The sequence below is a fragment of the Gemmatimonas groenlandica genome, assembly GCF_013004105.1.
Lineage (GTDB): Bacteria > Gemmatimonadota > Gemmatimonadetes > Gemmatimonadales > Gemmatimonadaceae > Gemmatimonas > Gemmatimonas groenlandica.
This window is the reverse complement of the sequence record NZ_CP053085.1, coordinates 4,161,250-4,187,880: the sequence shown is the minus strand read 5'-3', so window position 1 is coordinate 4,187,880 and position 26,631 is coordinate 4,161,250. Positions and strand designations below refer to the sequence as shown.

General features: G+C 65.7%; 32 protein-coding genes. 16 read left to right on the top strand and 16 right to left on the bottom strand.

The window, feature by feature from the left end; all coding sequences use genetic code 11:
• Window positions 1-8 precede the first annotated feature (8 nt).
• Window positions 9-497 carry a hypothetical protein gene (locus HKW67_RS17960; RefSeq protein ID WP_171226699.1) on the bottom strand — a complete coding sequence of 163 codons (489 nt, stop codon included), beginning with the start codon at window positions 495-497 and terminating at the stop codon, window positions 9-11.
• A 123-nt stretch (window positions 498-620) separates the two neighbouring features.
• On the opposite strand from HKW67_RS17960, the gene HKW67_RS17955 reads away from it, so the two are divergent.
• A complete protein-coding gene (locus tag HKW67_RS17955; RefSeq protein ID WP_171226698.1) occupies window positions 621-1,160 on the top strand; it encodes a DinB family protein in 540 nt (179 codons plus the stop codon).
• Between the two features lie 8 nt (window positions 1,161-1,168).
• On the opposite strand, the gene HKW67_RS17950 is transcribed toward HKW67_RS17955, so the two are convergent.
• Both HKW67_RS17950 and HKW67_RS17945 read right to left on the bottom strand, forming a co-directional pair.
• The gene (locus HKW67_RS17950; protein ID WP_171226697.1) at window positions 1,169-1,801 is read right to left on the bottom strand and encodes a DNA-3-methyladenine glycosylase family protein; all 633 of its coding nucleotides are present in this window, start codon (window positions 1,799-1,801) and stop codon (window positions 1,169-1,171) included.
• A gap of 2 nt (window positions 1,802-1,803) precedes the next feature.
• Complete coding sequence (locus tag HKW67_RS17945; RefSeq protein WP_171226696.1) at window positions 1,804-2,607, bottom strand: class I SAM-dependent methyltransferase; 804 nt, start codon at window positions 2,605-2,607, stop codon at window positions 1,804-1,806.
• Window positions 2,608-2,674: 67 nt separating this feature from the next.
• Between HKW67_RS17945 and HKW67_RS17940 the strand changes: the two genes are divergently transcribed.
• Window positions 2,675-3,118: a hypothetical protein gene (locus HKW67_RS17940; RefSeq protein WP_171226695.1), complete on the top strand. Its 444-nt coding sequence runs from the start codon at window positions 2,675-2,677 to the stop codon at window positions 3,116-3,118.
• Between the two features lie 58 nt (window positions 3,119-3,176).
• Window positions 3,177-4,157: an NAD-dependent epimerase/dehydratase family protein gene (locus tag HKW67_RS17935; RefSeq protein ID WP_171226694.1), complete on the top strand. Its 981-nt coding sequence runs from the start codon at window positions 3,177-3,179 to the stop codon at window positions 4,155-4,157.
• Here the strand turns inward: HKW67_RS17935 and HKW67_RS17930 are convergent, their stop codons facing one another.
• Window positions 4,158-4,691 (bottom strand): GrpB family protein, encoded by a 534-nt coding sequence (locus HKW67_RS17930; protein WP_171226693.1) that lies wholly within the window; start codon window positions 4,689-4,691, stop codon window positions 4,158-4,160.
• 8 nt (window positions 4,692-4,699) lie between these two features.
• Entirely contained in the window at window positions 4,700-5,527 is an 828-nt protein-coding gene (locus HKW67_RS17925; protein WP_171226692.1) for a response regulator transcription factor, read from the bottom strand.
• Window positions 5,528-5,677: 150 nt separating this feature from the next.
• Here HKW67_RS17925 and HKW67_RS17920 point away from each other — a divergent pair, with 150 nt between their 5' ends.
• The 4 genes from HKW67_RS17920 (at window position 5,678) to HKW67_RS17905 (ending at window position 8,596) form a co-directional block, all read left to right on the top strand.
• Window positions 5,678-6,274, top strand: a complete 597-nt coding sequence (locus HKW67_RS17920; protein ID WP_330998916.1) for an RNA polymerase sigma factor — start codon at window positions 5,678-5,680, stop codon at window positions 6,272-6,274.
• 211 nt (window positions 6,275-6,485) lie between these two features.
• Entirely contained in the window at window positions 6,486-7,475 is a 990-nt protein-coding gene (locus HKW67_RS17915) for a S1C family serine protease (protein WP_171226690.1), read from the top strand.
• Between the two features lie 9 nt (window positions 7,476-7,484).
• Entirely contained in the window at window positions 7,485-8,177 is a 693-nt protein-coding gene (locus tag HKW67_RS17910; RefSeq protein WP_171226689.1) for a S1C family serine protease, read from the top strand.
• Window positions 8,174-8,596: a response regulator transcription factor gene (locus HKW67_RS17905; RefSeq protein ID WP_171226688.1), complete on the top strand. Its 423-nt coding sequence runs from the start codon at window positions 8,174-8,176 to the stop codon at window positions 8,594-8,596. The genes HKW67_RS17910 and HKW67_RS17905 overlap by 4 nt, the downstream gene beginning before the upstream one ends.
• Before the next feature lie 60 nt (window positions 8,597-8,656).
• Here the strand turns inward: HKW67_RS17905 and HKW67_RS17900 are convergent, their stop codons facing one another.
• From HKW67_RS17900 to HKW67_RS17885, 4 genes are all read right to left on the bottom strand, one after another.
• Window positions 8,657-9,061, bottom strand: coding sequence for a type II toxin-antitoxin system VapC family toxin (locus tag HKW67_RS17900; RefSeq protein ID WP_171226687.1), 405 nt, complete (start codon window positions 9,059-9,061; stop codon window positions 8,657-8,659).
• Window positions 9,058-9,285, bottom strand: a complete 228-nt coding sequence (locus HKW67_RS17895) for a type II toxin-antitoxin system Phd/YefM family antitoxin (RefSeq protein WP_171226686.1) — start codon at window positions 9,283-9,285, stop codon at window positions 9,058-9,060. The genes HKW67_RS17900 and HKW67_RS17895 overlap by 4 nt, the downstream gene beginning before the upstream one ends.
• Before the next feature lie 106 nt (window positions 9,286-9,391).
• Window positions 9,392-9,547 (bottom strand): hypothetical protein, encoded by a 156-nt coding sequence (locus tag HKW67_RS17890; RefSeq protein ID WP_171226685.1) that lies wholly within the window; start codon window positions 9,545-9,547, stop codon window positions 9,392-9,394.
• The gene (locus HKW67_RS17885) at window positions 9,544-9,696 is read right to left on the bottom strand and encodes a hypothetical protein (protein ID WP_171226684.1); all 153 of its coding nucleotides are present in this window, start codon (window positions 9,694-9,696) and stop codon (window positions 9,544-9,546) included. Before HKW67_RS17885 ends, HKW67_RS17890 begins: the two co-directional genes overlap by 4 nt.
• Window positions 9,697-9,702: 6 nt before the next feature.
• On the opposite strand from HKW67_RS17885, the gene HKW67_RS17880 reads away from it, so the two are divergent.
• Window positions 9,703-10,167, top strand: coding sequence for a DUF1569 domain-containing protein (locus HKW67_RS17880; protein WP_171226683.1), 465 nt, complete (start codon window positions 9,703-9,705; stop codon window positions 10,165-10,167).
• Here HKW67_RS17880 and HKW67_RS17875 read toward each other — a convergent pair.
• The 3 genes from HKW67_RS17875 to HKW67_RS17865 all read right to left on the bottom strand — a co-directional run bounded on the left by HKW67_RS17875 (window position 10,148) and on the right by HKW67_RS17865 (window position 14,466).
• Window positions 10,148-11,278 (bottom strand): aminotransferase-like domain-containing protein, encoded by a 1,131-nt coding sequence (locus HKW67_RS17875; RefSeq protein ID WP_171226682.1) that lies wholly within the window; start codon window positions 11,276-11,278, stop codon window positions 10,148-10,150. The genes HKW67_RS17880 and HKW67_RS17875 overlap by 20 nt on opposite strands.
• Before the next feature lie 7 nt (window positions 11,279-11,285).
• Window positions 11,286-13,589: a carbohydrate binding family 9 domain-containing protein gene (locus tag HKW67_RS17870; RefSeq protein ID WP_171226681.1), complete on the bottom strand. Its 2,304-nt coding sequence runs from the start codon at window positions 13,587-13,589 to the stop codon at window positions 11,286-11,288.
• A 97-nt stretch (window positions 13,590-13,686) separates the two neighbouring features.
• Window positions 13,687-14,466: a nucleotide-binding protein gene (locus HKW67_RS17865; protein ID WP_171226680.1), complete on the bottom strand. Its 780-nt coding sequence runs from the start codon at window positions 14,464-14,466 to the stop codon at window positions 13,687-13,689.
• 206 nt (window positions 14,467-14,672) lie between these two features.
• Here HKW67_RS17865 and HKW67_RS17860 point away from each other — a divergent pair, with 206 nt between their 5' ends.
• The 7 genes from HKW67_RS17860 (at window position 14,673) to HKW67_RS17825 (ending at window position 22,026) form a co-directional block, all read left to right on the top strand.
• Window positions 14,673-15,167 (top strand): nuclear transport factor 2 family protein, encoded by a 495-nt coding sequence (locus tag HKW67_RS17860; protein ID WP_171226679.1) that lies wholly within the window; start codon window positions 14,673-14,675, stop codon window positions 15,165-15,167.
• Window positions 15,168-15,287: 120 nt separating this feature from the next.
• Window positions 15,288-17,339 (top strand): NAD(P)H-dependent oxidoreductase subunit E, encoded by a 2,052-nt coding sequence (locus tag HKW67_RS17850; protein ID WP_230981053.1) that lies wholly within the window; start codon window positions 15,288-15,290, stop codon window positions 17,337-17,339.
• 2 nt (window positions 17,340-17,341) lie between these two features.
• Window positions 17,342-20,074, top strand: coding sequence for a formate dehydrogenase subunit alpha (gene fdhF / locus HKW67_RS17845; protein WP_171226678.1), 2,733 nt, complete (start codon window positions 17,342-17,344; stop codon window positions 20,072-20,074).
• Window position 20,075: 1 nt separating this feature from the next.
• Complete coding sequence (locus tag HKW67_RS17840) at window positions 20,076-20,924, top strand: formate dehydrogenase accessory sulfurtransferase FdhD (protein WP_171226677.1); 849 nt, start codon at window positions 20,076-20,078, stop codon at window positions 20,922-20,924.
• Window positions 20,914-21,144, top strand: a complete 231-nt coding sequence (locus tag HKW67_RS17835; protein ID WP_171226676.1) for a formate dehydrogenase subunit delta — start codon at window positions 20,914-20,916, stop codon at window positions 21,142-21,144. The genes HKW67_RS17840 and HKW67_RS17835 overlap by 11 nt, the downstream gene beginning before the upstream one ends.
• A gap of 79 nt (window positions 21,145-21,223) precedes the next feature.
• Window positions 21,224-21,565, top strand: a complete 342-nt coding sequence (locus HKW67_RS17830) for a ribbon-helix-helix protein, CopG family (RefSeq protein ID WP_171226675.1) — start codon at window positions 21,224-21,226, stop codon at window positions 21,563-21,565.
• Window positions 21,565-22,026, top strand: a complete 462-nt coding sequence (locus HKW67_RS17825) for a hypothetical protein (RefSeq protein ID WP_171226674.1) — start codon at window positions 21,565-21,567, stop codon at window positions 22,024-22,026. Before HKW67_RS17830 ends, HKW67_RS17825 begins: the two co-directional genes overlap by 1 nt.
• A gap of 39 nt (window positions 22,027-22,065) precedes the next feature.
• On the opposite strand, the gene ggt is transcribed toward HKW67_RS17825, so the two are convergent.
• The 3 genes from ggt to HKW67_RS17810 form a co-directional block, all read right to left on the bottom strand.
• Window positions 22,066-23,742 carry a gamma-glutamyltransferase gene (ggt, locus tag HKW67_RS17820; protein WP_171226673.1) on the bottom strand — a complete coding sequence of 559 codons (1,677 nt, stop codon included), beginning with the start codon at window positions 23,740-23,742 and terminating at the stop codon, window positions 22,066-22,068.
• Between the two features lie 77 nt (window positions 23,743-23,819).
• Window positions 23,820-24,209, bottom strand: coding sequence for a VOC family protein (locus HKW67_RS17815; protein WP_171226672.1), 390 nt, complete (start codon window positions 24,207-24,209; stop codon window positions 23,820-23,822).
• A 96-nt stretch (window positions 24,210-24,305) separates the two neighbouring features.
• On the bottom strand, window positions 24,306-24,887 hold the full coding sequence (locus tag HKW67_RS17810; protein WP_171226671.1) for a dihydrofolate reductase family protein: 582 nt from the start codon (window positions 24,885-24,887) through the stop codon (window positions 24,306-24,308).
• Between the two features lie 70 nt (window positions 24,888-24,957).
• Here HKW67_RS17810 and HKW67_RS17805 point away from each other — a divergent pair, with 70 nt between their 5' ends.
• Entirely contained in the window at window positions 24,958-25,287 is a 330-nt protein-coding gene (locus HKW67_RS17805; RefSeq protein ID WP_171226670.1) for a DUF4342 domain-containing protein, read from the top strand.
• A 310-nt stretch (window positions 25,288-25,597) separates the two neighbouring features.
• On the opposite strand, the gene HKW67_RS17800 is transcribed toward HKW67_RS17805, so the two are convergent.
• The gene (locus HKW67_RS17800) at window positions 25,598-26,485 is read right to left on the bottom strand and encodes a LysR family transcriptional regulator (protein WP_171226669.1); all 888 of its coding nucleotides are present in this window, start codon (window positions 26,483-26,485) and stop codon (window positions 25,598-25,600) included.
• Between the last annotated feature and the right edge of the window lie 146 nt (window positions 26,486-26,631).

Sequence of the window (26,631 nt, the reverse complement as noted above, 5' to 3'; positions counted from 1 at the left end):
GTACGTCTTCAGCACCTCGGCCCCCGTGGGATGCGCGAGCCGGACGGTGGCGAGAACGCACCACTGGGCGACGACGAGACCACGACAGTACGAATCGACAGGCCACTGGTAAAGTTTACGACCTGCCGCACCAATGTGGAGTCAAGGCGCGCCGGTGCGTAACGCAATCGTGCGATCGTCGCCTCCACGGCCTCGGCGAAGGACGGATCCGTGCTCGACACCCGGCGTACCGTTGACAGGTCTGGCACGCCGGTCGTGTCGACCACAAACGCGAAGTCGGCGCGATAGCAGGCCGTCGATCCGGCTGGATTGGGTGAGAAGTCCGGGCGCGGCGGATTACCGCGCAAGGACGCTTTGCGCTTTACGTGGCATTCCTGATACACCGGCGATGCCGGATTCGTCGAGTCGATGGGGGTCTCGGCGCACTTCTTTTTACCCTGCGCCTGCGTTGATGCCGAGACGCAGATCAGCAGGACAGGGACCAGTAACAATCGCATAGGGAGACCGATTCAAGAGGATACTCACTGGGAACGCCTTGACATTGTCGCGCGGTACGGGCGTCGGCAAGATGAACGCGGGCGCCCCGTGCGGACCCCCGCGCCCCGCGATACGTTAGCGGTATGACTCAGCCCACCGACTCCGCCGCCGCCCTGCGTGCGCTCCTGCACCACGAGCGCGCCAATTTGCTCGCCCAGTTCGAATCGATCCCGGCGGAGCTCCGCGCCACGTCCGCCGGCGAAGGTGAAGGCGGCTGGTCGGCCGCACAGATCATCGAACACTGCGCCCGCGTGGAAGGGAGTGTAGCGCGCATGATCGCCAAGAGCGGCGAGATGCCGCGCACCGCGACGCCCGAGGAACTCCAGTCCGCGTTGCTGACCGAGCGCACGATCGGGTGGGTCCGCGAGCGCACTGCCAAGGTGGAAGCCCCCGAGCGCGTGCGCCCGACCGGCACGCTCGACGCCGACGCCGCCGTGGCGCAACTGCAGGCGTCCCGCGAGGCGTTGCTGGTCGCCTTTTCCACGACCGACGATGCGGTACTCGACGGCGTGGCCTTTCCGCATCCGTTCCTCGGCCCGCTCACGCTGCGTTCGTGGGTGGAACTCACGGCGCACCATGATGCTCGTCACGCCGCGCAGATGGCCGAGCTGCGCAGCGCGTAGTGCCCGTGTCAGGGCACCGAACGGCCGCGTTGCGTGAGATAGGCGTGCCACAAAATGCGCGCGGCCACCGCGCGCCATGGTGACCAGATCGCGGCCAACGCCGACGCCTCACGACTCGACGGCACCCGCTCAAGCTCGTACGCAGCTTTCAGCGCCTTGTGAAGCGCCAAGTCACCAGGTGGCCACGCATCAGGACGCCCGAGCGAGAACAACAAGTACACCTGGGCCGTCCACGGTCCGATTCCCGGCACGCGCTCGAGCGCGACGAGCACTTCGTCATCGGGCAGCGTCGGGAGCGCCTGGAGATCGAGTCGGCCGTCGGTCACGTGCTGCGCCAACGCCACGAGATACGCGGCCTTCTGTCGCGTCTGGCCGAGCGCACGGAGTCCGTCAACGCCCAGCGTCAGGATTGGCTCGGGCTGCATGCCGCCGGGCACCGACGCATCGAGCCGCGCGAAGAGCGTGGCCGCCGACTCGAGTGACACCTGCTGCTCGAGAATCACCCGCACCAGCGTGACGAATCCCTCGGCGCGCTCCCACAGTGGCGGCTCCCCGTACTGCAGCACGAGACGCGCCAGCGCGTCGTCACGGGCACAGAGGTCGCACACCGCATCTCGCAGTGTCGCCGGCGTCAGTCGCACGCTCAACCCGTCGATGAGTCGCGCGGCGACACCCGGCCTTTCACCGCGTTGGCCCTCGCCGCGTAGGTGATGCTCCCGTCGGCGTCGGCGGGGAGGCATTCGCGCAGACGATCCTGCAGTCGCGCCGTGGTCTCGGGCGCCATCGCGTCCAACATCCGACGGAAGGTCGCCCATCCCGCAACGATGTCCCAGTACTCGTCGAACGAAGCGAAGCGGCGCTCCACCGTGAGCTCTCGGGTCTCGACCTCGACCAACCCTGCCCCGCGCCACAGATCGTGCATGATCTCGGGTCGCGAGGCCTCGGGACTGGGCGGTGACGGTACGACGACGCCAAGCTCACGCAGTTCCCGCTGCAGCACATGGTAGGGAAGCCCACCGCCGTACATGTCCCACGCATACGCGGCCACCAGCCCACCCGGCGCCACCACGCGCGCCATCTCGGCCACACCCGCAGCCGGGTCCGGTACAAAGAAGATGACCAGCGGCATCAGCGCGACGTCGACGCTGTCGTTCGGGTATGGAAGCGCCATGGCATCTCCCTCACGCAGGTCGGCGTCACCTAACGCCGGCCGTGTGCGCGCGAAGTCGAGTTGCGCCTCCGACGGATCGATGCCGTGCACGGCGGCGGGAGCGCACCGCGTCGCAATCAGCTCGGTGAAGGCGCCGTTGCCACAGCCGACGTCGAGCCAGCGCCGACCGGGGACCGGCGCCAGCCAGCGGAGAAACTCTTCACCGACCAGTTGACTCCACACCCCCATGTAGCGCTCGTACGACGCACCATCGTCGAAGTGAATCTGATCGGTCATGAGAGCGACTCCCCGAAAGGGTGGTGAGCGTATTTGCGCATCGCTCGAATATGCTGCAGTGTCAGTGGTGACGTTCTATTACGTGAATCTGATGTGGGCGATCGTCCTCTTCGGTGTTCTGCTTTGGACGACGGCCTGCGTGGTCCTCAACGCGGCGCTGCGCCGCGGTATGGAGATCATGGGCATGGTCCTGAGCTACGGCGTCCTGGTGTGGATGCTGATCGACGTGCCATGGCGCGAAGCGCTCGCAACGTGGATGCTGTTCGCGGTGGCGGGTGGATTGCTTACGATTGTCTACGAGTCGTGGGCTCGACGTCGCTACGCCGGGACGGGCCGCTCGCCGCGCCCGTTCGTGCGTCCCATCGGTACCTTCCTCTGGCCGGCAATGATCCCCGATGCCGTTGGATTGATGCTCAACGATGCCGGGATCCTGCCAGCCGACGAACGGAGCGAGACCCATCAGGAAGACACGCGGCGCGTCACGGGCGAGCGTCCAGCGGTGCCGAAGTAGCGCCCCCGGGCGATGCAGCTGCAGATGAGCAATCACTTTTAGAGACATTGGAGCGACCATGGCACGCGCACTCGTTATCGGCGGAACCCAGCTCATCGGACGCGCACTCGTTGAACAACTGCTGGCGCGCGGTGACACGGTGGTGCTCATGCACCGCGGCACCACCACGCCGTTCGGCGATCGTGTGACGGCGATCCGGTGCGACCGCAACGACACCGCGGCCGTGCAGTCGGCGCTGGCCGGTGAGCGGTTCGATGTCGTGTACGACAACGTCTACGACTGGCAGCGCGGCACCACGCCGGAACAGGTCGTCGCCGCCGCGCGCGCCACGGCTTCGGGCCTCTCCCGCTACGTGTTCACCTCCAGCGTGGCGGTGTATTCCACTGGTGGTCCGTTCACCGAAGACTCGCCGCTGGTGCCGGAAGATCACCCCGACGTGTACGGCGCGCAGAAGGCGAACAGTGAGCGCGCGTTGTTCGCGCTGGGACCGAGCGACGGGCTGCCGGTGTCGACGCTGCGCCCGGCGTTCATCTACGGTCCGCATAATGCCTTCGACCGGGAAGCGTTCTTCTGGGATCGACTGCGCGATGGCCGTCCCATCATCATCCCCGACGACGGACAGGCCACGATGCAGTGGGTCTCCGCCCACGATGTCGCGCGCGCGGCCATTCTCGCCGCCACGCACGAGGCGGCCATCGGGCAGGCGTACAATCTGGGCAATGATCCGCCGATCACGCAGCTCGATTTCGTGCACCTCCTCGCGCGCGCGGCCGGAACTGAGGCGCAGGTGGTACACGTGCCTCGCGCGCGGATTCAACAGCTCGGCGGCAGCCTGATGCAGCCACCGAACTACTTCGGCGTGTATCTCGACATCCCGGCCATCACGGCCAACGCTGCACAAGTGACCGAACACCTTGGACTCACCCTCACCCCGCTCGAGCACGGCATGCGTGAGACGTACGCGTGGTACGCGCAGCAGCCGCGCGTCGCGCGCGACTACGCGTGGGAAGATGCGCTGCTGCGGGCGAACGCAACCTGATCACGCGGAGGACCGAGACTCCGGCGGAAATAGCGTCGCCAGCACGCGCTGCACGAACGGCCCCTTGGCGATCGAATACGCCTCCTTGTCCCATTGCACCGCTTCAGCCACCCGGTACTTCTCCGCCGCGTACGCCGCCGCCAGGGCCGGATCGGCCCGCAGCGCGTCGCGAAACGCCAGCTTCCGCTGCCACGCCGTCGCCGGTAGCACGTACAGATGCACGTGCACGAGGCGTACGCCGGCATCATCGTCGCGCACATAGTAGCGACGACGCGGATCGTCCCCGTACGGGCCGCGGTAGTCGTAGCCCAACGTCTGCATCGGTGTGATGCAGGCGTCGGCATCCGCATCGTTGGCTACCGCGATCGCGATATCGAGCACCGGCTTTCCGTCGAGTCCCGGCACGGCGGTGCTGCCCACATGCTCGATGGCCTGTGCCGCTGCCCCCAGTGCCGGTCGCAGGCGAGCCGCCTCAGCGGCGAAACGCACGGGCCACTCGGAGTCGTAGGGACCGAGGCGGAGAGTCGCGTTCATTGGTAGCGCTAAATCAAGCCGGCCATCTTCGCCAGCTGCACCAAGGCCGTCGTGTCTCGTGCGCCCAGTCGCTGCACCATGTTGCTGCGATGATTCCCGACGGTATTGACGCTGATCCTGAGCTTGTCGGCGATGTCCTTAGTTTCCATGCCCGCTGCGATCTCCACGAGAATCTGCTTCTCCCGCGACGACAGGAGATCGCGCGGCCCGGCATCCTTCGCCTCGGCAGAGTGCATGGATTGCACCATATCGCCGCCCGCGCCGTAGGCCAACCGAATCCAGTAGTCGCGAAAACCCGGCTTCAGCAGGTGGTGCACGTTCTGCGCGTAGTTGAACGAGAACGTGAACTGCCGGTCGACGGTGTAGTGGATCGGCACGCTCTTCGAAAAGAGCCGGATCGGTCGTCCGTCGGTGCGCGTGTAGGCGATGCCACAGTGGAAAATCTCGATGTTCTGCCGTTCGTCGAACGTGAGCGAACCCAGCGTCCGCGAGAACCATTTCACTGAATCGGCTGGGAACGCGCTGAAATCGGCATCCAACAGCGAAAACAGCAATCGCATCCGCTCGGACTGGGACACATCCGGGAGCGGCCCCCAAAAGTGACGGTCGCCGACCTCGAGCACTGGGTTGTAACGGCTGTGGTCGAAGATGCCGAGGACGACGTCGGCACTGTTCACCCCGCGCATCAAAAGCTCCGCCTCCCGGGCAAAGCCATCCATGTCCGGGATGGTATCGCTTTGGAAGCGACGTTCGGACAGGAGCCGGACTCCGGCATAGATCTCGTCGGCCTTCCGGAGACTCTCGAGCTCGGGCTGCAGTGCGGTGCGTGCCAACATGCCGGGGAAATGAGGTAGCGAGAGTCACTATGTACCGATGGGCAAACATAGTCCACACTCCGGTCAGGCGTGAGGAACGAGCACGTCCGGCGCACCGCTCACACGGTGATTCACCCGCCTCAGCCCTGACCTTTCCGGAAAGAGGATAGCGTGGAGTACGAATCGGCAGTGCGCGAGGAAGCCGCGCTAGTCCAGCAGATGGCACATGGAGACGATCGGGCCATTTCGCGACTCTACGACGTACACAGCCCGCGACTCTTCGGGCTGGCGCTGGCGCTGGTTGGGGAGCGCGCCGACGCCGAGGAGGTTGTCCTCGATGCCTTCGCACAGGCGTGGCGAAACGCGTGCACATTCGACGGTAGTCGTGGGTCTGTCCAGACCTGGCTGTCGACGATCACCCGGAGTCGCGCGCTGGATTGCATCCGGCGCCGTACCCGTCGCCGCATGGCGAACGAGCGCGCCGGCACAGAGTCCTCGTTCTCGGTGGCCGACGGCGAGGCCACACACAGCCGTGACGCCTCGGTGCTCGACACCATGCTGCACGAAGAGCTGCAAGCGCAACTCAACGGTGCGCTCCAACTGCTACCACCTGAACAGCGTGAGGTCATCGAACTGTCGTTTCTCAGCGGCGCCTCGCATGCGCGCGTGGCCGAACAACTCGGTTTGCCGCTCGGCACCGTGAAAACGCGGGCCCGATCGGCCCTTCGGAAGATGCGGACCGTCTTGATCGGCGCCACCACCCGGTAGCGGCGCGCCGTCGCCGCCGCCGAGGGCTTTGCGGGAGACAGTCGCCACGCCGCCACGATCGCGTCTGGCGGATGTCGCCCTCAGATCGCGCTGCCGCAACCTGCCGCCCGTCCACTTGGCCAGTTATGCGACCAATCGGCCGCGGCGACTCTTCGGCTGTTCGAGTTTCCCGCCAGGAAGCACGCCAGTCGCTTCAACCGCCGAGTCCTTCATGTCGCACGCCGATACGCACGAAGTTCCACACACCGAGCCGCTGTCGCTCATTGCGGTCTCCGATCAACTAGCCAGCGCCGTGGCACACGCCGCACAGGCCGTCGTGGCCGTGCATGCCCGCGAAAAACTCGCATCAACCGGCGTGCATTGGCGCGACGGGCTGATCGTCACCACCGACGCCACGGTACGTCGCGAACAAAACATTACCGTCACCATCCCCGATGGCCGACGCGTTGCCGCTACGCTCGTCGGGCGCGATGCGTCCAGTGACCTCGCCGTGCTTCGCGTCGAGGCTGGCGTGTCGTTCGGGTCGGCCGCGGTTGGTGATCCCGCGACGCTGCGACCGGGACATCTCGTGATGGCGGTCGCGCGACTCGACGACAGCGGACCTCGCGTGTCGTTCGGCGCGGTGAGTGCGATTGGTGGTGCGTGGCGCACCTGGAAGGGTGGTGAATACACGCGTCGCATTCAGTCGGGCTTCGCGCTCTACCCAGGCTTCGGTGGCAGTCCGCTCGTCGACGCCGCCGGTCGGGTGCATGGCATCAACAGCGGTGGCCTGAGTCAGCAACTCGCAACCACCATTCCGGCAGACACGGTCGAACGCGTCGTCTCGCAGCTGGTCGCCACGGGCTACGTCCCGCGCGGATGGCTTGGCGCGGCGCTGCAGGCCGTGCGCGTGGGCGAATCGGCCAAAGTTGCTGCGCAGGGACGCGAAGGCGGCTTGCTGATCATCGGTACGGCTGACGGCGGGCCCGCTGCGACGAGCGGCTTGTTGGTCGGCGACATCGTGCTGGCACTGGATGGTACGGCCGTACACGAACCCCATGATGTGTTGGATGTGCTGCAACACATGCCCCCGGGGCGCGCGGTCTCCTTCGACCTGCTCCGCGGTGGGGTGTTTGTGCGCGTGATCGTCACCATCGGGGAGCGCCCCGGCGGCAACGACGGCCAGCGCACGCGTCGCGAAGCGCGTCGCGGCGCGCGGTAACGGTTCCGTATGCCGACGGAGAGTTCGGCGACGTCCACCATCGACCTGCAGAGCGCGCAGGTCGATGGTGGGCACATGATTGCGCACGCCACCGCCGGCGTGGTCCATGTTGAGGCGGGCGAAGGCCGAAGCACGCACAGCGGCGCTGGCGTCGTGTGGGCGCGCGACGCGAACGGGCGATGTCTTATCGTCTCCAACGCGCATGTGGTGACACACGAGCCGATCACGCTCACGGGTGCTGACGGCGTCACGCGCCGGGCAACGTTGGTCGCCCGTGACACCGTCCGGGACCTGGCGTTAGTCTCCTGTGATGACGCGCCTGCCAGTTGGAGACCCGTGCCGCCTGCCGACAAAGCACCGTTGCGTGTCGGACAGGTGGTCATGGCGGTCGGACATCCCCTGGGCGTTCGACATGCCATCACGACCGGAGTCGTCCATGCCATTGGACCGCTGCGCAGCGATGCCGAGTTGCCCTTGCCGCAACGGGCATTGCCGTGGGCGCAGTTGGATGTGCGCTTGGCACCCGGCAACTCGGGTGGACCAGTCGTGGATGCGCATGGCGCGATGGTTGGCGTGAGCACGATGATCGCTCGTGGGTTGGGGCTCGCGGTACCCATCGCCGACGTGGACGCCTTTGTGGCGCGTGTTGGCGCCACCGCTCGCTTGGCCCATGGGTGGTCACGCGGGTGGCGAGCCCGATGACCGAACGGCCCCATCCGGTTCGCATCTTTGTCGATGTCGCCGACCCTTGGACGCGACGCGTGTTGCGCGACGCACTAGGCTCCCATGCCGATGTCCGCTTTGTCTCGACCGCTGCCGCCGCTGACGTGCGTGTTGTCAGCGCCCCTGAGGGAACGGGTGGGAATCTGCGCCTGCCGGAAACGAGCGAGATCGACGCCGGCACGAGCGGCAATGGCGCAGCCTCAGCTCTGTCTGATCGCGAGCGCGACGTGCTGCAGGCCTTGTCCGAAGGCTTGAGCAATGCCGCCATCGGCGTCCGGCTCGGCATCAGCCGCAGTACGGTCAAGTTTCACTTGGCCGCCGTCTTCGAAAAACTTGGCGTGCATCGCCGCGCCGAAGCCGTGGCGGCAGGCATTCGGCGTGGTGATGTGCTGCTGTAGCGTGTTGTAAACGACGCTGACGCGTTGAACGGGCGGCGTGCGCACGGCGTCTACGCGTCGCTACCAGAACACGTCGACGCCAAGGTCGGCGAAGGCGGCGTCGTTGGTCACGACGGCTCCCTTGAGGGCGAGTGCCTGCGCACTGATTAGTCGATCGAAGGGGTCGCGATGGTCGCTCTCGAGTTGACCCGCGCGAATCGCCGACGCCGCATCGACGTCGAGCAATCGAAAACCATCCGCTGCAACGACGTACGCAAAGTCGTTGAGCATGGCCGGAGGGACCGTGAGTTTCCCGAGTCGCACCTTGGTCGCGATCTCGAAGGCGCTGGCGGCGCTCACGTACACCGTGCGCTGTGGCGCCTCCAGCATGGCGCGACGCGCTGCTGGCGACAGGCGCGGACTATCGGCGTGCCAGAAGATGAACGCGACCGTGTCGAGCAGCAGCGGCTGAACAAGATCGGTCATAGCCCCGAGGCTTCGGCATCCTCGTTGGAAAGCGGCGCAAAGGCGTCATCGCTGAAGCGAATCGCGTCTTTGAAGCGCCCAGGTGTGGGAACGGGCACGAAGGGGCGCAGCTCGGCCATGGGGTGGCCGTTCACGCTGATCACGTAGCCCTCGCCGGATGCCGCGACTTCCCGCACGAGGGCGGCCAGCCTGGCTTTCGCTTCGGAGATCGGGATGGTCGGCATGAGTGGTCAATATATTCTGACCACTCAAATAGGTCAACTTCGGCAGCGGGCTACGGGCGGTCCAAGGCCGTCACGGCTTCGCATCGATGGTGCGTTCGCCCATCGCCTACTCGAGACTCGTGTACTGCGTCGTGCCGAGCGAGAGGCCGGCTTGCGTCATGCGTTGGCCGGCAGCGCTTTCCACGGCGATGGCGATGGCGGCGACGAGCGCCGAGTGATCGTGCAGGGGAATGCTCTCCGGCTCGATGTCGTGGTGGATCACGCCTTGGCGCTGCGCATCACAGCGGCGAAAGGCAGTAGCCGTTCGCCGCCGGCGCCGAGTTCGCGGTCGAGGCGGTTGCTAAGGCGAAGCGCAGCGAGCGCCGCCGTCATCGGTGATGCCTTGCCCTTCGCGGAGCGCCGCGTGATCATCTCATCATGACGCCCACGTATGCCAATCTGTTCGATCACGCAGAAGCGGACGCCGCCATCCGCCGCATCGAGGCGCTGACGCCTGACAGCACGCCGCTCTGGGGGAAGATGTCGGTCGCCCAAATGCTGGCGCACTGCAGCGTGGCCTACGACATGGTCTACAGCGGACAGTACCCACGACCCAATCCGCTGCTGCGCTGGGTATTGCGTACCATGGTGAAGGACAAGGTCGTGGGACCGGCGCCGTATCCACGCAGCTCCCCCACCGCGCCGGCTTTCCGTATCAAGGATGCGCGCGATTTCTCATCGGAGCGCGCCCGCCTGATCGCATATGTCCGACGCGTCGCAGGCGACGGGACCTCAGCGTTCGAAGGTCGGGAATCGCCGTCGTTCGGACCGCTCACGGCCGCCGAGTGGAACGTGCTCTTCTCGAAGCACCTCGATCATCATCTCACGCAGTTTGGCGTGTAGAGGGGAACGGCACCTGCGCTAGCCGCAGCACCCCCTCCACCAACTCCGGCGCGTCGTAGTACGCGAAGCTCAGTCGCACGTGCCGCCCGAACCCGCCGCTGCTGAATCGCGTGCCCGGATGAAAGGCCACGCCACCAGTCCTCGCAAAGGGCAGCAACTCCGCCGCTGATTGCGCCGCCGGTAACTGCGCCCACACGAAGTATCCCCCCGTGGGTTCGACGAACGTCACGGCCGGCAGTAGCTCGCGCATCGCGCGGCACAACACCGCCGACCGCTCGGCGTACACGCGCCGTAAGCCGTCGAGGACCGTATCGGCGAGCCCGAGATCGATCAAGCTGCGCATGGCGCCCGACACGAACGGATTGAGCCCGCCACCACTTTGCACGAGGCCCGATTGCGTGATGGTGTTCAGCAACGCAGGTGCGCCGTGTAGCCACCCCAGTCGCAGTCCCGGCGCACAAATCTTGGAGAACGAGCCAATCGAGAGCACGCGCGCCGTGTGCACGTAGGCCGCGAGCGGCGGAGGTGGCGCGCTACCGAAGTCGAGCAGCTGATAGACCTCGTCGGCGATGATCAGGAGATCGTGCGATCGACTGACCGCCATGAGCTGCTCGCGCCGAGCCGCCGACATCGTGGTCCCTGACGGATTCTGAAACGATGGGACCGTGTAGAGGAACGCGGCACGATGGTGCACCAGCGCGTCCTGCAGCGCATCGACGCGAATCCCGTCCTCGTCGATGGGAATGCCGACTACCTGAAGGCCGTGATCGCGGAAGATGTCGAGCGCGAGAAAGTACGTCGGCGCTTCTACGAAGATCGTGTCACCCGGGCGCGTAAATCGAGTGCAGACCAGATCGAGCGCCTGCGACGCGCCGGCCGATACCACCAACTCTGCCGCCGTCACCGGCATCGCATATCGCCGGCTCAGGAACTGCGCGAGCGATTCGCGAAATCCCGCATCGCCCTCGTCGGCCCCGTACTGCAGAAGCCCGGCATCGCCCTGCGCGAGACAGTGGTCCGTGGCCGCACGCCAGGCTGCCAACGGCAGGAGCGACAGCGACGGCTGTCCCTTGCCGAAGTCGATGATGTCGGTGTGCAATGCCGTCGCCACGACTGCCCTAGTACCGAAACAGTCGATTGAACTTCACCACGAGCGCGCGGTTCTTGAGTCCGCGCACCGTCGTCGGCGTGGCGTAGCGGTCGTCGCGCACATCGCGTTCGTCGGTGTACACGAGAAACAGCTCGCTGCCCGGCGCGTACTCCCAGCGAAAGCGCAGGTTCGTGCTGAACGCACGGTCGGCCGAGTTGTACTGCACGAGCCCGCTCGCAAACATGAGCGGTGTGAACCCGTAGTCTACGCGCGCCCGGGCGAGACGTGTGGTGAAAGACGACGTGGGTCGATCGATGCGCGTAATCGAAAACGTCGGTTCCAATGCGAGCCGCTGCAGGATGGCAATGCGGGCCGTCGATCCCGTGCTCCCCGGTCCGATCGTGATGCTGCTGATCGTGCCATCGTAGAACTGTCCGGCCTGCAGGCGAATCGTACCCGAGGCCCGGCGCTGCGCGCCAAAGGCGTACGACAGCGACACGTCGGAGAATCCGTATCCACCGGGCGCGATGGCCGATGGCGCCCCGGATGGCGTAAAGGGCTGACGCAGGAACTCATAATTGCGCGTGACGTCGAGCCCTACCACGTCGCTGTTCGCGAACTCAGTGTCGACGTGGCCGCGCCACACGCGCGTCTCCACGATGCCCAGCCCGTTCTCCACATACTCGCCCGACGCGGTGCCGGTGAACTTGCGCACCACCGTCTGGTTCGCGGGCCGGGGACTGAATCGCACTTCGCCGAACGACCGGTTGATGTCGGAGCGCCGACGAAAGCCGACCTGCGGATCAAAGTTGCGGCCCACGCCAAGAAACTCGGCTTTCGCTCCGAACCGATCGACACTGTAGTCCAACCGTCCCTGATAGCTCTGATCGTCGCCGGCGATGCCCGTGGTCTGACTCTGCGCCCAGTAGGCGCCGGCCGTGAGCGCTTGCGACAGCAGGAACGCGCCATCCAGGCCGAACACGGTATTCGATCCAGCGCCCGACGCGGCCACCGACCGATTGGTGATCATCGCGCCGATCGAACTACGCTGCAGCACATCGCGCTTCACGCGCACGACGGTGAAATTGGTCGGCTCGGCTTTGAACGCCGCGTCACCCGACGTGCCGATGTTCATCAGGCCGATCGCGTACTTACCCAGCTTCCCGGTGAGACGGCCGCCCACGTTGATCGGCACCACGCCACCGTTATCGAGTCCGATGCGTCGCGTGTAGAACAGCTGCGGCGTGTCGGCGCCACCGTTGCCACCGAATGCTCCGTTACCGCCGCGGGCAAAGTCGAAGATGCCGCGACCTTCGAGGAAGAACTCGCGCTTCTCAGGAAAGAACAGACTGAATCGCGTCAGGTTGAGCTGTTGCTCATCGGCCTCGACTTGCGCGAAATCGGTGTTGACGGTCAGATCCGCCGTAAGATTGGGCGTGACGGCGTACTTGATGTCGCCGCCGACTTCGCTAGCAAAGCTGTTGTTGATGGCTGGTGTGCGTACCCGGTCGGTGGAGGTGCGCGCGACCACGTACGGCTTGAGCTCGATGTTCTTGCCGGTCTCGGGGAGATCGAGACCCACCAACGTACCGCCGGCCGACACGCGATTCAGTGCCTGCGGCCCGGCCAGGATACGCGGGACCGGCGTGAGGTAATCCCATTCGTTCTTGTGCCGAATCGAACGCCGGATCTGCATGCCCCACACCTGATCCGCGCCGGCGCGATAGCGCAGCGACTTGAACGGAATCGCCATCTCCACAGTCCATCCGCCATCGAAGCGGCCCGTCTTCGACGTCCACACTGGATTCCAGTCGGTGTTCGAGGCGCCTTCGTCCACGATGGAGTAGTCGGCGCGCGCGCCGAGGGGATTGGTGTAGAACGCAAACCCGCTGCGGCGATCGTAGAACGTGTCGAACAGGACGCCGATGTGTTCGTTGTTGCGCAGGCCACCGGTGTCGCGCCGCAGCTCGTTCACGATCCACTCCGCGGGCGGTGACGCGTCGTAGCAGCGACAGGAGAGGTAGATGTTGCGATCGTCGTACGTGATCCAGATGTCGCTGCGCTCGGTGGCCGGTGCTCCGGCGTCAGGCGCGACTTGTATCAGCCCACCGAACGGCGCCTCGCGGGTGTAGACCGCCTCGTCGAGTACCCCATCGAGCGTGATTGGCGCGGTGAGCTTGATGGCGCGTACGGTGGCGTGCTGCGCGGAGTCGCGGGTGATCACCGCCGGGGCCACGGGTGCCGGCGGGCCGGCGATGACAACGGGCGACTGCGCGAATGCGGGCGCGAGCGGCAGCGCCATCACCACCAGGGCGAGGAGGACGTCGCTCACGAAGGGACGGCGGCCACGGTTGGATTCTTCATCGACAAAGCATACGGTTCGAAGGAGGATCGATCAACATGAGGCGCCCGGTCGGGCACTAGACCGCCTACTTCACAACCACCTTGGCGTCTTCGATCAGCACCGGGAACGTGTAACCCGCGCCCACATCGCGATTCAGGCGCACCGTGCCGGTCATCGTCACCGTGGCGCCCACCGTGACGTCATCCAGCGTGGTCAGGGTGATGTCGTGCGTGCCCTTGGCGGCGTCACCGCTGCCGTCTTGCAGGTGAATCCAATTCTTGCCCATCACGGCGGCATTGTACTTCACCACGGTGCCGCGCACCGAGACCACCGTGTTGGCCAGCCGATCCTTCTGCGTCCACAGCTCCGCGATCGTCCGCGCGTCCGCGCCGGTAGCCTTGGCCACCGGTGCGACCTGCGCGTCGAGAGCCGGCGGTGCGCCCATCGTGGTGGGCTCGCCATCAGTACCCGCCATCTCGGTGGGCTGAGTGCCCGGTGCCTCGAGCGACCCGAAGTAGATCCGGTCAAAGGTGCGCTTCAGCGTCTTCGACTCGAACTGCTCCATGAGCAGGGCGTTGTACACGGTTACCTGTGCACCGACGGTCAGCGGCGCCTCGAGAACCGCCACCCACAGCTCGCCTGTTGCCGTATTCAGCCGGAGGTAGACATAGGGCGAGACCGCGATTCGCTCGACCAGTGTGCCAGTGAGCGCGTGGCCAAGCGGTTTGGCCGTGGCCGGTGACGGTGCCCCTGCCGGTGCCGGTGCGCGCAACGCCGGATCGCGCTGGACGGCGTCAGCCTCGTTGCCGGCAGAACAGGCAGCGGTGAACACCACGACGGGCAGGAGCAGACCAGACCAGCGCATGAGGACTCGCAAGAGAAAGACGGGAAGGGCGTCGCGACGAGCGGACGGATCTCGCGATACCATTCACAACGCACGTGATGATGAATAGTACCCGAACCGACCATGCGGCGACCAGCTACCGCACGTGGACCGTGCGACGTGGCGGTGGTACTTTCTGCTCGCGTCGCCATCTGCTCGCCCATATCCACACCATCACATCGAGACCTATGACGCTACGCACGCTGGTCGTCATCGCCTGCATCGGCCTTCTTCCGCGTCACGCGCACGCGCAATCACCGGCACAATCGCCCGACGCGCGCACCGCCGTCATTGCCGTCGCCGATTCCGCGCTGGCTGCGATCACGCGGGGAGATGTTGTCGCCTTCACCGACCTCATGGTACCCGAAGCCGTAATGTTCCCCACCTCTACGCGCGATGGCGTTACCGTGTACCGGGTGCGAACACGCGAGGCCCAACGAGCTGCCCCCATGACGGGTATCACAGAGCGCGGCTTCGCGCCGCAGGCCATGGTCAGCGGCGGCGTGGCGATGGTGTGGTACCCGTACGATCTCTACGTCAACAATGCCTGGTCACACTGCGGCGCTGATGTGTTTACGCTCGTAAAGAGCGCGGGGCAGTGGCGTATCGCGTCGATGGCGTGGAGCGCGGAACAGCCGCCCCTGTGCGAGAAGCATCCCGCGGGGCCGCCAGCGAAGCGGTAAGCGGTGAAGTACGGCGCGGTGAAGATCGGGAGCCGTACGGGGTAGCGAGCGTGCCCCTCGCGTAGTCACTTCAGCAGCTCAGACAGCGAAAGAAGAAGATCCTCGCATGAGGGCCGACCCATGCCAGTCGATACAGACCACGAACTGGCCACGCTACAGGTACTGCTCGACGGCTCGCCAACCGACGCCGAGTTCCTGCTGCCCGTACTGCAGCGGGTTCAGCAGCGCTTCGGGTACGTCTCACCGGCCGCCATCCGCTTCGTCGCACAGGCGTTCAACCGGTCGCGCGCCGAGGTTTATGGCGTGGTGTCGTTCTATGGCGACCTTCGCGAAGCGCCAGTTGGCGACGTCGTGGTGCAGCTCTGCATGGCGGAAGCGTGTCAGGCCGTGGGTTGTCGGGAGCTGGCACGCCACGCCGAGTCGTTGTTGCAGGTGACGCTGGGCGAATCCACACCGGACGGACGTTTGCATCTAGAGGCGGTGTACTGCCTCGGCAATTGCGCGTTGGGTCCGTCGGTACGGGTAGGAGATGCGGTCTATGGGGGCGTCACCGGCGAACGGCTCGACGCGTTGGTGCACGAGGCAGTAGCTGCGGCACGCGACGATACCGCCGTGAAGGCGGACGTATCGGAAACGAAGCATACGAAACTCGAAGCGCCGCACGCGCGCGTCTTCGTGCCGAACGACACCGCCGCACGGTCGGTCGGTGCAGATGCCGTGGCAGCGGCGATCGAGGCGCTGGAGCTCGACGTCGAGATCGTCCGCAACGGCTCTCGCGGCGCCTACTGGTTGGAGCCCCTCGTCGAGATCGACACACCGCGCGGCCGTATCGGATTTGCCAACATCACCGCCACACAGGTCTCGGCGTTGTTCGCCGACGGGACGCTACCGAACGAAGACCACCCGCTCTCCGTCGGCCTCGTCGAAGACATACCGTGGCTGCGTGACCAACACCGCATCACTTTCCGTCGCGCCGGCCTCATCGATCCGCTCTCGCTGAGCGACTACCGCACGCATGGCGGCTGGGCGGGTCTCGAGCACGCACTCACGCTCACACCGCAGGCCATCATCGATGAAGTGAACGCGTCGGGACTGCGTGGGCGCGGTGGCGCCGCGTTTCCCGCCGGCATCAAGTGGCAGACCGTGCTCAACGCGCGCTCGGCAACCAAGTACATCGTGTGCAATGCCGACGAAGGCGATTCGGGCACCTTCGCTGATCGGTTGCTGATGGAGGCCGATCCCTTTCAGCTCGTCGAAGGCATGATCATCGCCGGGCTCGCGGTTGGGGCCACGCGCGGCTTCATCTACCTGCGATCCGAGTATCCGCACACGATTCACGTGATGACGCGCGCGCTGGAGCTGGCTCGCAGCGCCGGCATGCTCGGGTCGGCCGTCATGGGATCCCCCCACGCGTTCGACCTCGTGTTGCGAGTGGGCGGCGGGGCCTACATCTGCGGCGAAGAGACCGCACTGCTCGAGAGCCTGGAGGGCAAGCGTGGCGTCGTACGGGCCAAGCCACCGTTGCCTGCCCTCTCGGGGCTGTTTGGCCAGCCCACCGTCATCAACAACGTGCTGACGCTGGCGGCCGTGTCCGGCATCGCGTCTCATGGCGGTGCGCACTACGCCGGCTTCGGTATCGATCGCTCCACCGGCACGATGCCCTTCCAGCTGGGAGGCAACGTGTTGCGCGGCGGCGTGGTCGAAGTGCCCTTCGGCATCACCCTGGCCGACCTCGTCACCCGCTTCGGCGGCGGCAGCTACAGCACGCGTCCGATCAAGGCGATCCAGGTGGGCGGGCCGCTGGGCGCGTATCTGCCCGAGTCACAGTGGGGTACACCCCTGGGGTACGAGCACTTCGCGGCCATCGGGGCGATGCTGGGCCACGGTGGCGTCGTCGTCTTCGACGACACGGTCGACATGGGCGAGCAGGCCGAGTTTGCGATGGCCTTCTGCGCGCACGAGTCGTGTGGTAAGTGCACGCCGTGCCGCATCGGCTCTACGCGTGCGGTCGAGGTGATCAAACGCATTCGCCGCAGCGAGTCGACGCGCAAGAACTGGGAGTTGCTCGACGAGTTGTGCGAAACGATGGAGCTGGGCTCACTCTGTGCACTGGGCGGCCTCGCGCCAATGCCAGTGCGCAGCGTGATGAAGCATTTTTCCGGAGATCTCTGACCATGTCGACGACCACGACGACCATGGTGTACCTCACCATCGATGGCATCCCGGTCACAGCACCCGCCGGTACGTCCGTCATGCGCGCCGCGCGCGACGCCGGCATAGCGATTGCCAAGCTCTGTGCCACCGACTCGCTGCAAGCGTTCGGCTCATGCCGGCTGTGCGTGGTCGACATCTTCGGCCGCAGGGGACTTCCGGCCTCATGTACGACGCCGGTCGAGGAGGGAATGGTCGTCCGCACACAGACCGAGAAAGTCGCGCGCGTGCGCCGCAACGTGATGGAGCTCTACATCTCCGACCATCCGCTCGATTGCCTGACCTGCGCGGCGAACGGCGACTGCGAGCTGCAGGATATGGCCGGCGCCGTCGGGCTGCGTGAGGTGCGCTATGGCATGGACGGGGCGAATCACCTGCAGGCCGAGAAGGACGAGTCGAACCCGTACTTCACCTTCGATCCCGCCAAGTGCATCGTCTGTTCACGTTGCGTGCGAGCCTGCGACGAGATTCAGGGCACGTTCGCGCTGAGCATCACCGATCGCGGATTCGGCTCGAAGGTCAGCGCCGGTATGAACGAGTCGTTCCTGGCGTCGGAGTGCGTGTCGTGCGGCGCCTGCGTGCAGGCCTGCCCCACGGCCACGCTCACGGAGAAGAGCGTCATCGCCGCCGGCCAGCCCGATCGCACGGTAAAAACCACCTGCGCGTACTGCGGCGTGGGCTGCTCGTTCAATGCCGAGATGAAGGGCAACGATGTGGTGCGCATGGTACCCGACATGAGTGGCGGCGCCAACGAAGGGCACTCCTGCGTGAAGGGACGCTTTGCGTGGGGCTACGCCAGCCATCGCGACCGCGTACTCGCGCCGATGGTGCGTGAGCACATTACCGACGAATGGCGTGAGGTGAGCTGGGACGAGGCCATCGTGCATGCGGCCGAACGGTTCCGCGCGATTCAGGACCAGCACGGACGCGGCGCTATCGGCGGCATCTCGTCGTCACGATGCACCAACGAAGAAGTGTACGTGGTGCAGAAGATGGTGCGCGCCGCCTTCGGCAACAACAACATCGATACCTGCGCGCGTGTATGTCATTCGCCTACCGGATACGGTCTCAAGCAGACGTTCGGCACGTCGGCGGGCACGCAGGATTTCAAGTCGGTGGCACACGCCGATGTGATCGTGGTGATCGGCGCCAATCCCACCGACGCGCATCCGGTGTTTGCCTCGCGTATGAAACGCCGGCTGCGGCAGGGCGCGAAGCTCATCGTGATCGATCCGCGCCGCATCGATCTGGTGCGCAGCCCGCACATTCAGGCGGCGTTTCACCTGCCGCTCAGGCCGGGCACCAACGTCGCCGTGGTCAACGCGATGGCGCATGTGATCGTCACCGAAGGGTTGGTGAACGAGGCCTTTGTCGCGGAGCGATGCGACACGAAGTCGTTCGCGCAGTGGCGCGACTTCATTGCGCTCCCCGAGCATTCGCCCGAAGCCACCGAGGCATTCAGCGGCGTACCCGCCGACGACGTGCGACGCGCCGCGCGCCTGTACGCTACCGCTGACAATTCGGCGATCTACTACGGGCTGGGCGTCACCGAACACAGTCAAGGCAGTACGATGGTCATGGGCATTGCCAACCTGGCCATGGCGGCGGGGCACATCGGACGCGAGGGGACGGGTGTGAACCCGCTACGTGGCCAGAACAACGTGCAGGGCGCCTGCGACATGGGGTCGTTCCCGCACGAGTTACCGGGCTACCGGCACATTGGCGACGACGCCATTCGCGCGCAGTTCGAGCAGGCGTGGCATGTGGCCCTCGACGCCGAGCCAGGGCTGCGTATTCCGAACATGCTCGCCTCGGCCACAGCCGGTCAGTTTCACGGCCTCTTCATTCACGGCGAGGACATTGCGCAGTCCGATCCCGATACGAAGCACGTGACTGACGCCCTCCGCGCGATGGAGCTGGTGGTCGTGCAGGATCTGTTTCTGAACGAGACCGCGAAGTACGCGCACGTGTTCTTCCCGGGCACGGCCTTCCTCGAAAAGGACGGCACGTTCACGAACGCTGAGCGCCGCATCAATCGGGTGCGACCGGTCATGCCGCCGCGCACGGGGCTGTCGGAATGGGAGATCGTGTGCCGACTCGCCACGGCCATGGGATATCCCATGGAGTATCGCAATGCGGCCGAGATCATGGATGAGATCGCGTCGCTCACACCGACGTTCGCCGGCGTGTCGTTCGCGCATCTCGATCGTGTGGGCAGCGTGCAGTGGCCCTGCACGGAGCGCACCCCACTCGGCACGCGCATCATGCACCAAGACGGATTCGTGCGGGGCAAGGGGCGCTTCCTGATTACCGAGTACGTGCCGACCGACGAGAAGTCGACGCGTCGTTTTCCGCTGCTACTCACGACTGGACGTATTCTGTCGCAGTACAACGTCGGCACCGCGACCCGACGCACGGCGAATACCGTGTGGCATCCCGAAGACGTGCTCGAGATGCATCCGCACGATGCCGAAGTGCGCGGGATCGGCGAGGGGGACAGCGTGTACATCGCGAGCCGCAAGGGGGCCATCACGTTGCACGCCACGGTGACGGATCGCGTGCCGCCAGGGATCGTGTATACCACCTTCCATCATCCCGATTCCGCCGCCAACGTGATCACGACGGAGTATTCGGACTGGGCCACCAACTGCCCGGAGTACAAGGTGACCGCCGTCGAGGTTCGGCCCGGTGACTGACATGGCATCGACGAACGTCGCGCGCGCCGCGTATGAACAGCGCGCCGTCGCCGTGTCGCACGCGCACGGCGATACGCAGGGCACCGCGCAACGGGTCACGTGGGGGATTGCCGTGGAAGCGCCCGTCGAGATCGCGCTGAACGGCACGCCGTGGACGGTCATGCTGGCTACCCCGGCCGATCTCGCGGACCTGGCCGTTGGGCTCGCGCTCACCGAGCGTGTGCTACGCGATGCGCACGCCGTGACGGACGTAGTCGTGTCGGAGTTCCTGCACGATATCTCCGTCAACATCGTTGTCCCGGAGTCTGCGCTCGATATGTCGGCGGTGCGCGCGCGATCGCTGCTGGGCAGCACGGCGTGTGGCCTGTGCGGCCTCGAATCGCTGGCCCAGCTGCACCAGCGCGGAGTAGGCGTTGATGCCGAGCGGAGTCGTGCCGACGTGTCCGACGCCGCGATCCTGCGTGCGTTCGCCGAGCTACCGGCTCACCAGCCGATCAACGCCGCCACACGATCGGTACATGCGGCCGCGTGGTGCAGCGTGAACGGAGAGATTGAAGTGGTGCGCGAGGACGTCGGACGCCACAACGCACTCGACAAGCTGATGGGCGCACTCGCGCGTCGCGGAGCGCTTGTGCAATCGGGCTTCGTGGTCATGAGCAGTCGCTGCAGCTATGAACTGGTGTACAAGGCCTCGATCGCGCACACGCTTCTGCTCGCCACGGTGTCGGCGCCGACCACCATGGCGCTCGAGTGGTCGGCCGCACTGCAACCGCCACTGGCCTGCCGCGTGGGCGGACACTCGGACGGTCGGGTGGTGCGCTTTCCTGCGGAGGACCCCCATGGAGGCTGAGAACCTCGTACGCATGGCGAATGAGATCGCGCACTTCTTCGCGCCGTACCCCGAGGCCGACGCAGTCGAGGGCGTGCGCGATCACCTTGTGCACTTCTGGGATCCGGCTATGCGAAAGGAGCTGCTGGCCATCGCCAGCGGACTGACGCCAGCGTCGACGCCGCTCGATGCGCTGGTGCTGCGAGCGGTCGAGCAGCTGCGGCGCAGCGTCGACGAGTAGGACGACGCGTCCGGCGTCGGTACCGCGTTGCGCCGGAGCCAACGGTGGCACGTTTCAGTAATACTCAGTATGATTGAGTATGTCCGATCGTATCCCGTACGCCCGAATTGCCATCACGCTACCCGAGGCCGACCTCGCGGCAGCCGATCGGTTGGCCAAACAACAGGACCGGTCTCGCAGCTGGATCGTAGCCGAGGCGGTGCGGCGATATGTGGCTGCGGTCGAGCAAGGCGAGCCGGCGAACGACCTTGGCAGCTCACGGCGTGCGCAGCTGCGTCGAGATCTGGCGATGACCGCCGAGGAGCGGGTGCACGAAGCCCAGGAAACGTCGCGTGTTTCGGAACTGGTCATCGCGCCACGCACCTTCGCTTCCTTCGACGAGTTCCTGGTGTGGCAACGTGCTGGCGGCGGTTTGGCGTGATGAGGCCGAGCAGTCGCGTCGCGCAGGTCTGTCAGTTGTTGAACGCCGAGGAGGCGCGCTACCTGGTGGTCGGCGCCATCGCGATGCAACTCTGGGGCACGACACGCGCGACTCGCGACATCGACATCCTGATCGATCCGACACTCGAGAATGCTGACCGCGTGCTGCGCGCGTTGGGTCACCTGCCAGTCGGTGTCGCTGCAGAATTCACGGCGGCCGACATTGTCTCGCGCGGCGTCACGATGATCGGCGACACGCCGAACGTCGACATCCTCACTCGCGCCTGGAATCTCCAGTGGTGCGACGCGGAGCGCGATATCGCGGTGTTCACCATAGACGGCGTGGCCGTGCCGACCGTCTCTTTACGGAGTTTGATCGAGTCAAAGCGGACCGGGCGCCTGCAGGACCTCGCGGACATTCAGGTGCTCGAGGAACTGCAGCGCCTGGCTGGGAAGCCGTAGCTGCTGCGCGTCTGGTCCGCGCGAACGGCGCCGCGCCCCTCAGTACCCCACCGCCATCCCGTCCTTGCGCGGATCACTCCCCGCTGCAAACCCCTTCGGCAGTCGCACGATCGCCTGCGCGCCGCCGAACGCGATGGTGGGTTGCTCGATGAGCACGTGCCCCATGGCAACCAGCGCGTTGCGTACGCCATCGCCGATCGGCGGCTCCAGCGCCACGCGCTGTTTGTCGTAGTGCCGGAAGCGCGGCGCGTCGATTGCCGCCTGCACGTCCATGCCGAACACGAAGTAGTTGAGCAGGAACTGCACGTGTCCCTGCGCCTGCACACCGCCGCCCATCAACCCGAAGCTCATGTACGCCTGTTCGCGCCCGTTCACCGTCTGCGTCACGAAGCCGGGAATGAGCGTGTGAAACGGCCGCTTGCCCGGCGCGACGGTGTTGGGAAGTCCCTCGGTCAGCGTGAAGCCCGCCCCGCGATTGTGCAGCGCGAAGCCCAAGCCCGGCACCACAATCCCCGACCCGAAATAGTCGTAGATCGAATTGATGAACGACACCATGTTGCCCTCGGCATCGGCCACGGTGAGATACACCGTCTCGCTCTTCGTACGCAGCGGACCCGGGTCCACCCGCTCCTGCGCGCGCAACGGATTGAGATGACTGCGTCGCTCGGCGATGAACTCGTCGGTGAGCAACTGCGATGCCGGCATCGCGAGATGATCTTCGTCGCCCACGAAGCGATCGAGGTCGGCGTACGCCAGCTTCTTCGCTTCGATGAGATGATGCAAGTACGCGGGCGAATTGTGGCCCATCGCCTTCAGATCGTACGGCTCCAGAATGCGCAGCATTTCCAGCGCGGCGATTCCCTGATTGCTGGGGGGCAACTCCCACACGCGGTAGCCCTTGAACGGCACCGACATCGGCGTCACCCAATTCGGCGCGTTCTTGCGCAGATCGTCGAGTGTCACGAAGCCGTCCAGCGCCTTGATACGCGCGACCAGCCGCTTGCCGATGCTCCCGCCGTAGAAGGTGCCGATGCCACTGTCGGCGATCGTCTTCAGCGTGCGCGCGTAGTCGGGATTGCGAAACCACTCGCCAGCCTTCGGCGCGCGTCCGCCGGGTAGATACGTGGCGGCGGCCGCCGAGTCGCGCTGCAGGAACGCCACTTCATCGCCCCACTGCGCGGCGATGATCGGCGACACGGGAAAGCCATCGCGCGCGTAGCCGATGGCCGGTTGCAGCACCTGCGCCAGCGTACGCGTACCGTGCGTGCGCAGCAGCCTGTCCCACCCTGCGAGCGCGCCCGGTACCGTCACCGACATCACGCCCTGCTGCGAGCCCGCGCGGAAGCCGCGTGCCTGCAGTGTTTCGCGTGTCATGAGCGAGCCGGCGCGTCCGCTCGCGTTGAGCGCGACGAGCTTCTGCTCCTTCGCCAACCAGACGATGGCGAACATGTCGCCACCGATGCCCGTCATGTGTGGCTCCGTCACGCTCAGCACGGCCGCCGCGGCTACGGCAGCGTCGATCGCATTGCCGCCGCGACGCAGGATCTCCAGACCGGCCGACGACGCGAGCGGCTGGCTGGTGGCCACCATCCCGTTGGGCGCGTACACCGCCGAGCGACCGGCCAGCGTGGTTGGCCGCTGGGCCAACAGAGGCGACGCAACGACGGTGAGCGCCGCGAGTGCGCCGACGCGCGAGAGAGAACGACGTGGTGACATGCAGGTTCCCCAAGAGTGAAGCACAATCGAACGGACCAGACAAAGCTGTGGCGGACACCACTCGTGCGCCATCCTCGTCAGGTGATGCCGCGCTCTCCGAACCAGTAGCACAATCCATCCGGCGCAATGACATAGCAGACCGTCCAGGCCACACCGTCGCGTTGCTCGACACCGAAATCCGACGGTGCCTTGGCCAGCCCGCGCGTCGCGAATTCGTCGAACAACGCCGTCAACCCACGCACATGAAATGCACAACCGTCTTGCGTGGGATCGCCGCCGTTTTCCTCGAGCCCGATCTGCACCCTATCGCGAGCCAGGATCGCATGCGGAAGCGGCGCATCGCCACGAGACACCACGCGGAACCCCAGCACCGTTTCGTAGAACGGAAGGGCCGCGGTCAGATTCGGCACTGGCAGATGCATCGCGTCGCCGCGATACCCGAACACGTTGTCGAGCGTATGCGTCATGGTTCGTGCGTCATGAGGGGAGCGTCCGTGCCGGATAGCGTCGTCGCGTGGCCGACGCTGTCGCCGACCGGATGATATCGTGTTCGGCACGCGAAACTAGCGCGGTGCCGCGTCGGTGCTGGTCGTACGCGGCACGTCGTAGCGCAGCTCCGCCATGCCGTCCCCGAGGCGCTCCACCGACGTCAGTCGGAGCGCCTTCGCGCCGTCGACACGACGCGGCAACAGCGGCTTGCCGCGACCCAGCGTGACCGAGCCGACCTGCACGATGATCTCGTCGAGCAGTCCGGCGTCGTAGAACTGCCCCGCCAGATCGCCACCGCCAACGATCCAGAGGTTCTTTCCGGCGGCGGCCTGCGTCATCGCGGCGTGCACCGGGCGCACGTCGCCACGCACCACATGGATCTCGGCCCCGTCGATCGGTTCGATCGCTCGGCTCGTGAACACCCAGGTGGGCTGCGTGTAGGGCCACGGCGCACCGTCTCCGGTCGCCGGCTTCAGCACGTGACGCAGCATCCATTCGTAGGTCGCCGATCCCATTGCGAGCGCACCGACGTCGGCGATGAACATCGGGTAGCTCGTCAGGGTAATGTCGGCGAGCGCATCGAGCCATTCGATCGAATCGTCTTCTGTCGCCAGAAATCCGTCGAGACTCGACGCGGTGTAGTACTGGGTTTTCATCACGAGCTCATCGTGGTGGGTTGCCGTCGTATGAGAGGTATACCGGCCCGTTGCCGGGAGACCATAGATTATGCAACGATGGCATGGCCGACAGGCGTATCCGACGCCGCGTTCGACCACCCATCACTCCGGCAGCGAGGCGGCGATGGAGCAGATCAAGGTCGCGGGCGACAAACTCAAATCGACCCTCAAGCAGCTGATTCGCGAGGGCAACGTGCGTCGCATCATCGTGCGTAACGCGACCGGCCGCACGCTGATAGACATGCCGCTCACGGCAGGGCTGGCTGGCGCGTTTCTGGCGCCGTTCTGGGCGGCCGTGGCCGGTATTGTCGCGCTGACGAAGGAGTTCACGATTGTGGTCGAGCGGGACCCAGAGAATCGGGTCACGAAAGTCGAGTAGCGGCGGCGGAAACGCGCGGGTCAGAGGCAGAGGCCAGTGGACAGGCGTCAGGCGTCGGACTGGGTATAGTGTTCAGAATTCAGCATCCACAGTCCGCAGTGCCGAGCAGTTTCGTGGCACTGGCGATCCGAGTGGACATCGCGCGAACCGGCGATCCCACGGGCGCTTCGGCTCGCATGGTGCAGCTCCTCACCATCGTTCGGCACCACCAAATTCTCTGTACTGTGCACTGTATTTGCTGAATTCTGAGCACTATAAGCAGACAGACGCCAGACGCCTGTTTACTGAATAGTGAATAAAACCTGAACCGCTACCCTAGCCGCACAACCTCCCGCACGCATTCCACGAACGCGCGCGCTTGCGCCGACTGCGCCGCCCCGCGTCGCCACACTGCTACGATCTCACGCTGCAACGTGTGGTCGACCAGCGGCACGTACGCACACTGCGGCGTGTTGTGTCGCACCGCGGCCATCGCCGGCACGATCGAAATGCCGACGCCTGCGCCCACCAACTCCAGCACGGTCGCCAGCTGCGCACTACGACACACGACACTCGGCGACACCTGCCGGCTCGAGCAGAACCCGGCCACCTGCTCGCCGAGACAATGCGCGGGATCCAACGTCACGGCCGGCGCATCACGGAGCTGCGACAGGGTGATGCGCCCGGCTCGCGCGGCGGCATGCGCGGCGGGCACGGCGACCACCAGTGCGTCGCTACCAAGCAGCTCGGTATCGAGATGGTCGAACGAGTACGGCAGCGCCGCGATCACCACGTCAAGCGCGCCGTCGAGCAGTAGCCGGGCGAGCACCGCACTGTAGTCCTCGCGCAGCTCGACGCGCATGGCGGTATGACGCGCGCGCAGCCGCTGCACAGCCGCCGGCAGGACATAGGGCGCCACCGTGGGGATCGCGCCCACGCTCAGCGTGCCCGCCCCGTCCGCCCCCTCGCGCCGGATCGCGTCTTCCGTGTCACGCACCTCGTCGAGTATGCGGCGCGCCCGCGGGTAGAGCGCCTTGCCCGCGTCCGTGAGGGTGACGCCACGCCCGTGTCGGTCGAAGAGCGACACCCCCAGATGCGTCTCCAGACGCTGCAGCTGCCCCGTCAGTGACGGCTGCGATATGCCCAGCTGCCGCGCGGCACGACTGAGCGTGCCGGCATCAGCCGTTTCGAGGAACGAGCGGAGGAGTATGGCATCCATGCTGAAATATAGGCAACGCCTATACTTTGTATAGCATTCACAGCATTGCGGGCTATAGGATCAGCTCGTATTCTCAGATGAGGCAGCATGAGAGCACCTCATATCGAGCCGAGTCACGAACCGAGCGGCTCATTCAACGCAGTGTA